We start from the raw sequence: 9,609 nt of genomic DNA on the forward strand, positions 1-9,609 counted from the left end.
GCATCGGCCCTTCCGACTCCAAGGAGAGTGATATGGAACTCCCGCAGCGTCCGGGTTCCCGGCTCGACTCGTATGTCGACCGTTACGCAGCCAGGACCCGCGGGATGACCGCATCCGAGATCCGAGCTCTGTTCGCCGTGGCCTCCCGACCCGAAGTGGTCTCGCTGGCCGGCGGCATGCCGAACCTCGCGGCGCTGCCGATGGACTCCATCGCCTCGGTGGCCGAGGAGCTGATCCGCGACAACGGCACGGTCGCGATGCAGTACGGCGGTGCGCAGGGCGACGAGACGCTGCGCGAGCAGATCTGCGAGATCATGCGCCTGGAGGGCATCGAGGGCCACCCCGACGACGTCATCGCGACCGTCGGCTCGCAACAGGCGCTGGACCTGGTCACCCGGATCTTCATCGATCCCGGCGACGTCATCCTGGCCGAGGGGCCGTCCTACGTCGGCGCGCTCGGCGTCTTCGCCTCGTACCAGGCCCAGGTGGTCCACGTGGCGATGGACGACCAGGGGCTGGTGCCGGACACGCTGCGCGCGGCGATCGCCTCGGTGCAGGCGTCCGGCCGCCGCATCAAGTTCCTCTACACGATCCCGAACTTCCACAACCCGGCCGGCGTGACGATGGCCGTCGAGCGGCGTCCGGAGATCGTCGAGATCTGCCGCGAGGCCGGGATCCTGATCCTGGAGGACAACCCGTACGGGCTGCTCGGCTTCGAGGGGGAGACCTACCCGGCGCTCCGCTCGCTCGACACCGAGAACGTCATCTATCTCGGCTCGTTCTCGAAGACCTTCGCCCCCGGCTTCCGCGTCGGCTGGGCCCTGGCCCCGCACGCCGTCCGCGAGAAACTGACGCTGGCCGCCGAGGCCGCGGACCTGTGCCCGCCGGCCTTCTCCCAGATGATGGTCTCCCGCTATCTGAGCACCCAGCCGTGGCGCGAGCAGATCAAGGCGTTCCGGTCCATGTATCGGGAGCGGCGCGACGCGACGCTGACGGCACTGACCGAGCTGATGCCCGCCGATGTCACGTGGACCAAGCCCGAAGGCGGCTTCTACGTCTGGGTCACGCTTCCGACGGGACTGGATTCCAAGGCGATGCTGCCCCGCGCCGTCACCGCACGGGTCGCGTACGTTCCCGGCACCGGCTTCTACTCCGACGGGTTCGGCGCATCCTCGCTGCGACTGTCCTACTGCTACCCCACGCCGGAGCGGATCCGCGAGGGCGTGCGTCGGTTCGCGGACGTCCTACGCGAGGAGATGGAGCTGCGCGCCGCGTTCGGGCACGACGCGACGCGGGCCCTGGACAGCCGCGACGGCGTCGACACGCCCGGGCCCGATCTGGCTTAGCGGTATGTTTCACGGGAAACCGATGTCTGGTTTCCCGTGAAACATCGCTCGGCGTCGGCGTGAAACAGGCCGTGTTTCCCGTGGAACATGGCGCGGCCAGACTCGCGATGGACGATGTTTCACGGGAAACAGACTCGCTGTTTCACGGGAAACGTCGAGCTCGATCCCTCCGGCCGACTGGCATGATCGGGGGCGAAGACACCCGGTGAGAAGGGCAGTGATTGCAATGAGCGACCTCGGTCGTGTCGTCGTCTTGGCCGGCGGCCTCAGCCACGAACGCGACGTCTCGATCCGCTCCGGGCGCCGTGTGGCGGACGCGCTGCGCAGTGCGGGCGTCGAGGTACAGGTGCGCGACATCGATGCCGCGCTCGTACCGGCGCTGCTCGCCGACCGCCCCGACGCCATCTTTCCGACGCTGCACGGAGCCACCGGCGAAGACGGTGCGGTGCAGGGCATCCTGTCGCTGCTCGGCCTGCCGTACGTCGGCTCGTCGCCGGCCGCCTGCCGCCGCGCCTTCGACAAGCCCTCGGCCAAGGACGTCATCCGCACCGCCGGACTCGCCACCCCCGACTGGGTCGCCATCCCCAAGACGACGTTCCGCGACCTCGGCACCCAGGCCGTGCTCGACGCGGTGACCTCAGCCCTCCCGCTCCCGCTGTTCGTGAAGCCGGCCCGCGGCGGATCCTCGCTCGGCGCCGCCGCCGTCCACACCCGCGAGGATCTGCCGGCCGCGATGGTGGCGTGCTTCGCCTACGACGAGACCGCGCTCATCGAGCGGCACATCACCGGCCGCGAGATCGCGGTGTCCGTCGTCGACACCGGCACGGGTCCGAAGGCCCTGCCCGCGGTCGAGATCGTGGCCGACTCCGGCGTCTACGACTACGCCGCCCGCTACACCGCGGGCATCACGGAGTTCTTCGCGCCGGCCCGCCTCACAGCTGACGAGGCGAACATCGTCGAGCAGCTGGCCGTTCAGGCGCACACCACGCTCGGCCTGTCCTGCGTGTCGCGCACCGACCTGATCCTCGACGCGGACGGGACCCCCTGGTTCCTGGAAGTGAATGTGGCCCCGGGCCTCACCGAGACCAGCCTGCTGCCGCTCGCCGCCGGTGCGGCGGACCTCGACCTCGGCGTGCTCTACCGCGATCTGGTCCAGGCGGTCATCGCCGAGTAGCCCGATGTTTCACGGGAAACGTCGATAGTGGTTTCCCGTGAAACATCGCTCGTTTCACGGCCACGCGGCCGATGTTTCACGGGAAACACCGCTGCGGCAGGAGCCAGGGGGATGGCGGCGAGCGAGCGGTGGGCAGCACAGTCTTCCGGCGCGGTGCGGAAGTGGAACGCCTCCCCGCGACAGTGTTTCCCGTGAAACATGCCAGAGGCCCGGCGGTCACCCGCCGGGCCTCGTCACCTCGCTCCTCAATCAAACACAGCCCCGTGAAACATCTACTCCCCGAGGATCGCCTTCGCGATCCGCTTCAGATCCTCTATCCCGGCGTACTCGATGGTGATCCGGCCGCGCTTCTGCATGATGTCGACCTTCACCCGGGTTTCGAGCCGGTCGGACAGCCGCTGGCCGAAGTCCTCCAGGATCGGCATCCGGCTCCCCGAGCGGATCCGCTTGCCCTTGGGCTTCTCGCTGAAGTCGAGGTAGTCCTCGGGCGTCTCGGTCAGCGCGGTGTCCAGCGCCGCGGCGTCCCAGCGGCCCATGCCGGCCAGCTCCTCGACCGCGCGGACCGACAGGTTCTCGCGGACGATGCGCTTGGCGATCTCCTCCTGCTGCTCCACCGACTTCAGGCCGAGCAGTGCGCGGGCGTGCCCGGCGGTGATGACGCCGGCCGCGACCCGGCGCTGGATGCCCGGGGTCAGAGTGAGCAGCCGCAGCGTGTTGGTCACGTGCGGGCGGGACTTGCCGATCTTCTCGGCCAGGACTTCGTGGGTGCAGTCGAAGTCCTTCAGGAGCTGGTCGTACGCCGCGGCCTCTTCGAGCGGGTTCAGCTGGGCGCGCTGGAGGTTCTCCAGCAACGCGTCCAACAGCATCCGGTCGTCGCGGGTGTCGCGGATGATGGCGGGGATGGCCGAGAGGCCGGCTTCCTGTGAAGCCCGCCAGCGCCGCTCGCCCATGATGAGTTCGTAGCGGTGCTCGCCGTCGGGCTCGGACAGCTGCCGGACCACGATCGGCTGCAGCAGGCCGACTTCCTTGATCGAGGCGACCAGCTCGGCCAGGGCGACTTCGTCGAACTCGGTGCGGGGCTGCACCGGGTTCGGGCGGATCTGGCCCTGGGGGATCTCGGCGAACGAGGCGCCCGGGACCGGCATCAGTCCGTCCGGGAGGCCGGCGTCGTCCAAGTCCTCGCGGCTCGACGCGGGCGCCGGGACCGACGCCGAGTACGTCCCGCTCGCGGTGTCCTCGTGCGACCGGTAGTCGGTGTCGATGGGCAGAGTGCCCAGCGCGGTGCGGTGCGGGGCGGTCGCGACCGATGTTTCACGGGAAACGTCCGTCGCTGTTTCACGGGAAACATCGCCGGGCGCCGGAGTCGTCGCGGACTCGGATCTCGTCTTCTCAGACAGTATGGAGGGCGGGGCACCGGTGGGGATCAGAGCGCCCAGGCCCTTGCCCAGTCCTCGTCGGCTACTGCTCACCACTGCTCTCCCATCGTGCCGTTCACTGCCCACCGCTGTGCAGGGACGCCCCACCGTACTCGATGTCGGCCCGGAAATCGTTCATGCCGTCCATCGGGCCGCGGGACGCGCCGCGCTCGGCCATCTCCCGTGCGGCGTCGCGATAGGCGATCGCGCCGGTCGACACCGGGTCCCACGTCATCACGGTCTGCCCGTACGACGGCGCCTCGGAGACCCGGACGGAGCGCGGGATCGCCGAGGACAGCACCTCGTTCGGGAAGTGCGTCCGCACCTGCTCCGCGACTTCGGTCGACAGCCGGGTCCGCGAGTCGTACATCGTGAGCAGGATCGTGGACACGTGCAGATCCGGGTTCAGGTGCCCGCGGATCAGCTCGATGTTGTGCAGCAGCTGGCTCAGACCCTCCAGCGCGTAGTACTCGCACTGGATCGGGATCAGCACCTCGGCGCCGGCCACCATCGCGTTGACCGTCAGCAGCCCGAGCGAGGGCGGGCAGTCGATGAGGATGTAGTCCATCTTCTTCGTGTAGCCGGACAGCGCCTTCGACAGCCGGCTCTCGCGAGCCACCATCGAGACGAGCTCGATCTCGGCACCGGCCAGGTCGATGGTCGCCGGGCAGCAGTAGAGGTTGGGGATCTCAGGCACCTGCTGCACGACCTCGTCCATCGTGTAGCGCTCGATGAGGACGTCGTAGACCGACGGCACGTCGGCGTGGTGCTCGACCGACAGCGCGGTGGAGGCGTTCCCCTGCGGGTCGAGGTCGATCACCAGGACGTCGGCCCCGGCCTGGGCGAGCGAGGCGGCCAGGTTGACCGTGGTCGTGGTCTTGCCGACGCCGCCCTTCTGGTTGGCGACGACCAGCACCCGGGTCTTGTCCGGCCGGGGAAGTCGGGTGACACCGGACAACGCTTCTATTGCGGCGGCGGCTTGGCGGGCGATCGGGGTGTCCGAGTCGTCGGTGACGGACGGCCCCTGGGCGGGAACGGAAGAAGACGGCATGTGCGGTACCTGAAGGGGTGCAGAGGGAGTGGCTCCCGCGGGAACGTGTCCGGACTCGTACTCGAGGTCCACCGGCGGCGTGGCCATCACGTCGGTGGTCCCGGCGGGGTAGTAGGGCTCGTCGTTCAGGCTGTCCACCACTGACTGCGCGAGCAGCGGGTCGACCCCTTGATGCTCTCGGTGTTCATTGCCGGGTGCGGCCACGGAAGAACTCCTGTCATGGGACGCGCGAAGGCTGTGCTCAACATGAAGCGAGACGCTACAAACCAACAGTCTGCCGTACTCGATCCCCCGAGAACGAACGAAGGGCGGAGTTTCGGAGTGAAACACCGCCCTCTTTCGATGGTTTCCCGTGAAACATCGCCCGGGTCGACCCTCGGGGAGCGTTCGGGACTCATTGTTTCCCGTGAAACATCAGCCGACTCCGGCAGCCGACGCTCCCGCCGCCGTCCATGTTTCCCGTGAAACATCCGGCCCCCGAGGCACTCAGGCTTCGGGGCGCCGCAGGTTCAGCGTCCCTGCCTCCGGTTCCGCGGCCGCTGCTTCTTCGGCCCGCGAACCTGGATCTCCTGCTCGATCCCGACTCGGATCACCGTCGTCGGCGGCTCCACGATGCCGGCTCCGACCGTCTCCACGCTCCAGCGTGTGGCGCCGAGCTTCGCGAGCAGCTCCGAGCTCTCGGCGAGTTCGCCCTCGGCCGAGCCGCCCTTGAGCGCGACCATCTCGCCGTCGGCCCGCAGCAGCGGCAGCGACCAACCGGCCAGCCGGTCCAGCGGTGCCACCGCGCGAGAGGTCACCACGTCGAACCGTTCCTTGCCGGCGAACTCCTCGGCGCGGCCGCGGAGCACCCGCACGTTCTCCAGGCCGAGGAGGTCGATCACCTCGTCCAGGAACAGCGTGCGGCGCAGCAGCGGCTCCAGGAGAGTGACCGACAGATCCGGGCGGGCCAGGGCCAGCACGATGCCCGGAAGGCCGGCGCCGGAGCCGACATCACAGATCTGGATGTCGGCGGGCAACAGCTCGCCGACCACCGCGCAGTTGAGGATGTGCCGCTCCCACAGGCGCGGCACCTCCCGAGGGCCGAGGAGCCCTCGGGTCACGCCGGGACCGGCGAGGATCTCCGCGTACCGGGTGGCGTCGGCCGCCCGGGCGCCGAAGACCGAGAGCACCGCCTCCGGGGCGGGGCCCAAGACCAGATCGGTCGGCTCGCCGCCGCCGGAAGCGGCGGGGTCGGGCGAAGAAGGTCGCATGTCTCCACTATGTCCCAGCTCGGTTCTCAGACCGACTGCGACATCGAGGGCAGGACGACCACACAGCGGTTGGGCTCCTCGCCCTCCGACTCGCTGCGCAGGCCGGCCGCGGCGACCGCGTCGTGCACGACCTTGCGCTCGAACGGCGACATCGCGGACAGCTTCACCGGCTCGCCGGTCTCGGCGACCTTGCGCGCCGCCTCGGTGCCGATCCGGGTGAGCTCGGAGCGGCGGGTGGCGCGGTGGCCGTCGATGTCCAGCATCAGCCGGGACCGCTCGCCGGTCTCGCGCAGCACCGCCAGGCGCGTCAGCTCCTGCAGCGCGTCGAGCACCTCGCCCTCGGAGCCCACCAGGTGGGAGAGCTTGCCGCCGACGATGGAGACCGAGGCGCGGTCGCCCTCGACGTCCATGTCGATGTCGCCGTCCAGGTCGGCGATGTCGAGCAGGCCTTCCAGGTAGTCCGCGGCGATGTCGCCCTCGCGCTCCAGGCGGGCGATGCGCTCGGCCGACGTCTCCGGGGCCCGCTCGGCGGCCTTGTCGGCCTGCTCGCCGCCGGCGTCCGGCTCGGCGTCGACCAGTTCGGACGCCTCGGCCTCGGTCACCGCGGTGGTGTCGCTCATGCCGTCGCTCCTCTACTTCTTGCGCTTGCTACGAGTGGTACGGACCGGCTGCTGGCGCTGCCTGGAGACCGCCACCTTGTCCTGGGCACCCGAGCCGTTCGCGCCGGCCAGCGCCTTCGCGGCCTCCGGGTCCTTCGCGACCAGTTCCTGGTGCTTGCGCTCCTCCTTGGCCTTGCGGCGGGCGAGCATGTCCTTCTCCGCCTGGCTGCCGGGCATCGGGGAGTTGCGCAGAGTGTAGAACTGCTGGCCGATCGTCCACACGTTCGTGGTCATCAGATAGAGCACGACGCCGATCTGGACGTTCAGGCTGAAGAACAGCATGCCGAACGGCATGACGTAGAGCATGATCTTCTGGCTCTGCATCATCGGGTTCGGGACGGAGTTGTCCAGGTTGGTGTTCTTGGCCATCATCATGCGCTGCGTCAGGAACTGCGACGTGGCGTAGATGATCGCCATGATGACCGCGACGATCTGCAGGTTGGTCACCGAGTGGAGCCCGATGTTCTGCATCTGGGACGGCGTGTGGTGCAGGAAACTCAAGGACAGCGGGGCGCCGAAGAAGTTGGCGTGCTGGGCGCTGACCGAGTCGGTCTTGGACAGCGCGCCGACCGCGTTGCCCGCCGAGACGTGGCTGAGCACCCGGTACAGGCCCATGAAGAACGGCGTCTGCAGCAGGATCGGCATGCACGAGGCGAACGGGGAGGTCCCGTTGTCCTTGTACAGCTTCATCATCTCCTGCTGAAGCTTCTGCTTGTCGAGCTTGTACTTCTTCTGCAGGGCCTGGATCTGTGGCTGGAGTCGCTGCATGTTCTGCATCGACTTGATCTGCTTGCGGAACAGCGGGATCATCGCCGCGCGGATGGTGATCGTCAAGAAGATGATCGACAGCACCCAGGACGCCGAGGAACCACTGCCGAAAATCGCCCCGAACGCCCGGTGCCACAGCATCATCACGAAGCTGGTGGCCCAGATGATCGGGGAGAGGATTGTGTCGATCACGATCGCGCTCCTCGGCTGGACATCAGGTCGGGCCGGACCGCGTCGTGGGTCGGCCTGGCGGGCAAACCGACCATCTCGGTCCGGTCGGAAGTCTGTGTTGTCTCACCAGGGGAACTCGTCTCGTCCGTCGAGAGGTTCCGCGCCTGGTCGTCTTTCTCGCCCTCGGAGTGCTCGGGCTCAGTGTGTTCGGGCTCGGTGTGCTCGGGCTCGCGGGGCTTGACTGGATCGTATCCGCCCGAGCTCCACGGATTGCAGCGCAGCACCCGCCACACGGTCATGCCGCCGCCCTTGATCGCCCCGTGCGTCCGGACGGCCTCGTAGCCGTAGTGGGAGCAGGAAGGCTCGAACTTGCACACCGGGCCGCGCCAGTTCACGACCGGGCTCAAGACTATCTGGTAGAGCCGGATCAGCCCCATCAACACGTACTTCATCGCAACAGCTTCCGCAGGGCCGAGTCGAGGTCGGCGCCAAGAGTGGCCCAGTCCGCGTCGGCCGCCGGCGGCAACGCCCGGACCACCAGCCGCGATCCCGGGGGCAGCAGGTCCAACCGGGCCCGGACCAGGTGCCGCAGCCGCCGCTTGACGGCGGTGCGCACCACGGCCGGCCCGACGGCCTTGCTCACGACGAAGCCCGCCAGCACGGCGGAGTCAGCCGAGGGCGGCGGGTCGGTGGGGACCGTCAGGTGCGCGACGAGCGTGGTTCGGCCGGCCCGTCGGCCGCCGCGCACGGCCGCGCCGAAGTCCGCCGACCTCCGCATGCGGTGCGCGGAGGAGAGCACGGCGGTCGGAGAGGAAGCGAACCGCGGCTCAGGCCGACAGCTCGCTGCGGCCCTTGGCACGGCGGTTGGCCAGGATCGCGCGGCCGGCACGGGTCCGCATGCGCAGACGGAAGCCGTGGGTCTTGGCGCGACGGCGGTTGTTGGGCTGGAAGGTGCGCTTGCTCACTTGGGGGCTCCGCTTGTTAGTTGGCGCCCTTCAGGGCGGCGTCACTGCTCAGGTCTGTTCCGAAGTGCGCCAACAGGCTTACGCGCGCAGACGCGCGGCATCGGCAATCGACTTCTCGACCTGCTTACGGTACGTGCCGCCACCCGGAAGGGTCAAACCCGAGGTGGACCCGGCCGTCACCGGCCGCTCGGACACTATTATCCACAGGACCACCGTACTTGTGGATAACCGGGCCCACCCGCTACCGTCGGCCGGACCGCCGCCGATGCCGAGGTGCGGCATTTTGTGAGGTCCGCACCGCACCGACGAGCGCGGGACCTGTGAAAACGACAGATACGACGACCGGCGCGACCGCGCCCGGCATTATCCACAGCTGTACACAACCTCTGCGTACGACCTGTGGAAAGCCTGTGGGAAACGTGATGCAGACCTGTCGGCGCGGTAGGGCCGACAGCACAGAATGGAGCCGCAGGCCGTGTCCGACCCGCAAGGTTACACCCCGGTCCCGCCGCCTGCGGCCGCCCCCGGTGACGCGACCGCGCTGTGGCCCCATTTCCGCGCCCGCGTCGAGTCCGACGGCTCGCTGACCAAGAGCGAGCAGGCGTTCCTCATGATCCCGGAGGCCCGGACCGTGATCGGCGACACGATCGTGCTCGCCGTGCCGGACGACTTCTCCAAGAACTACCTGGAGCAGCGGCTGGAGCCGATGCTCACCACCCATCTGGCCGCCATGTTCGGCCCGGACATCAAGTTCAGCCTGTTCGTCGACAGGGCGATGGAGAACACACCGGCCCCGGCGTCCCCCAGCCC

10 protein-coding genes and 1 pseudogene are annotated in these 9,609 nt (G+C 68.7%); 3 read left to right on the top strand and 8 right to left on the bottom strand.

The genetic code is table 11. From position 1 onward, the window contains the following. Positions 1-32: 32 nt before the first annotated feature. Positions 33-1,346: an aminotransferase-like domain-containing protein gene (locus tag GWK61_RS28625; RefSeq protein WP_194913486.1), complete on the top strand. Its 1,314-nt coding sequence runs from the start codon at positions 33-35 to the stop codon at positions 1,344-1,346. A 226-nt stretch (positions 1,347-1,572) separates the two neighbouring features. Next, positions 1,573-2,520, top strand: a complete 948-nt coding sequence (locus tag GWK61_RS28630; protein ID WP_194913496.1) for a D-alanine--D-alanine ligase family protein — start codon at positions 1,573-1,575, stop codon at positions 2,518-2,520. 272 nt (positions 2,521-2,792) lie between these two features. Here GWK61_RS28630 and GWK61_RS28635 read toward each other — a convergent pair whose 3' ends face one another. From GWK61_RS28635 to rpmH, 8 genes are all read right to left on the bottom strand, one after another. Beyond that, a complete protein-coding gene (locus tag GWK61_RS28635; RefSeq protein ID WP_194913500.1) occupies positions 2,793-3,989 on the bottom strand; it encodes a ParB/RepB/Spo0J family partition protein in 1,197 nt (398 codons plus the stop codon). Between the two features lie 22 nt (positions 3,990-4,011). Beyond that, positions 4,012-4,986: a ParA family protein gene (locus GWK61_RS28640; protein ID WP_228563095.1), complete on the bottom strand. Its 975-nt coding sequence runs from the start codon at positions 4,984-4,986 to the stop codon at positions 4,012-4,014. A gap of 509 nt (positions 4,987-5,495) precedes the next feature. Further along, the gene (rsmG, locus tag GWK61_RS28645; protein WP_194913505.1) at positions 5,496-6,236 is read right to left on the bottom strand and encodes a 16S rRNA (guanine(527)-N(7))-methyltransferase RsmG; all 741 of its coding nucleotides are present in this window, start codon (positions 6,234-6,236) and stop codon (positions 5,496-5,498) included. A 26-nt stretch (positions 6,237-6,262) separates the two neighbouring features. Next, a complete protein-coding gene (locus tag GWK61_RS28650) occupies positions 6,263-6,856 on the bottom strand; it encodes a Jag family protein (protein ID WP_194913507.1) in 594 nt (197 codons plus the stop codon). 12 nt (positions 6,857-6,868) lie between these two features. Further along, positions 6,869-7,855 (bottom strand): membrane protein insertase YidC, encoded by a 987-nt coding sequence (gene yidC, locus GWK61_RS28655; protein ID WP_194913516.1) that lies wholly within the window; start codon positions 7,853-7,855, stop codon positions 6,869-6,871. Beyond that, positions 7,852-8,286, bottom strand: coding sequence for a membrane protein insertion efficiency factor YidD (gene yidD / locus GWK61_RS28660; protein WP_194913521.1), 435 nt, complete (start codon positions 8,284-8,286; stop codon positions 7,852-7,854). The genes yidC and yidD overlap by 4 nt, the downstream gene beginning before the upstream one ends. After that, entirely contained in the window at positions 8,283-8,633 is a 351-nt protein-coding gene (gene rnpA, locus GWK61_RS28665) for a ribonuclease P protein component (protein WP_194913550.1), read from the bottom strand. The genes yidD and rnpA overlap by 4 nt, the downstream gene beginning before the upstream one ends. Positions 8,634-8,661: 28 nt before the next feature. Beyond that, the gene (gene rpmH / locus GWK61_RS28670; RefSeq protein WP_015797593.1) at positions 8,662-8,799 is read right to left on the bottom strand and encodes a 50S ribosomal protein L34; all 138 of its coding nucleotides are present in this window, start codon (positions 8,797-8,799) and stop codon (positions 8,662-8,664) included. A 475-nt stretch (positions 8,800-9,274) separates the two neighbouring features. Here rpmH and GWK61_RS28675 point away from each other — a divergent pair. Next, a pseudogene (locus GWK61_RS28675) lies at positions 9,275-9,609 on the top strand (chromosomal replication initiator protein DnaA); the annotation flags it as partial.

It is taken from the genome of Catenulispora rubra (assembly GCF_015356825.1).
Lineage (GTDB): Bacteria > Actinomycetota > Actinomycetes > Streptomycetales > Catenulisporaceae > Catenulispora > Catenulispora rubra.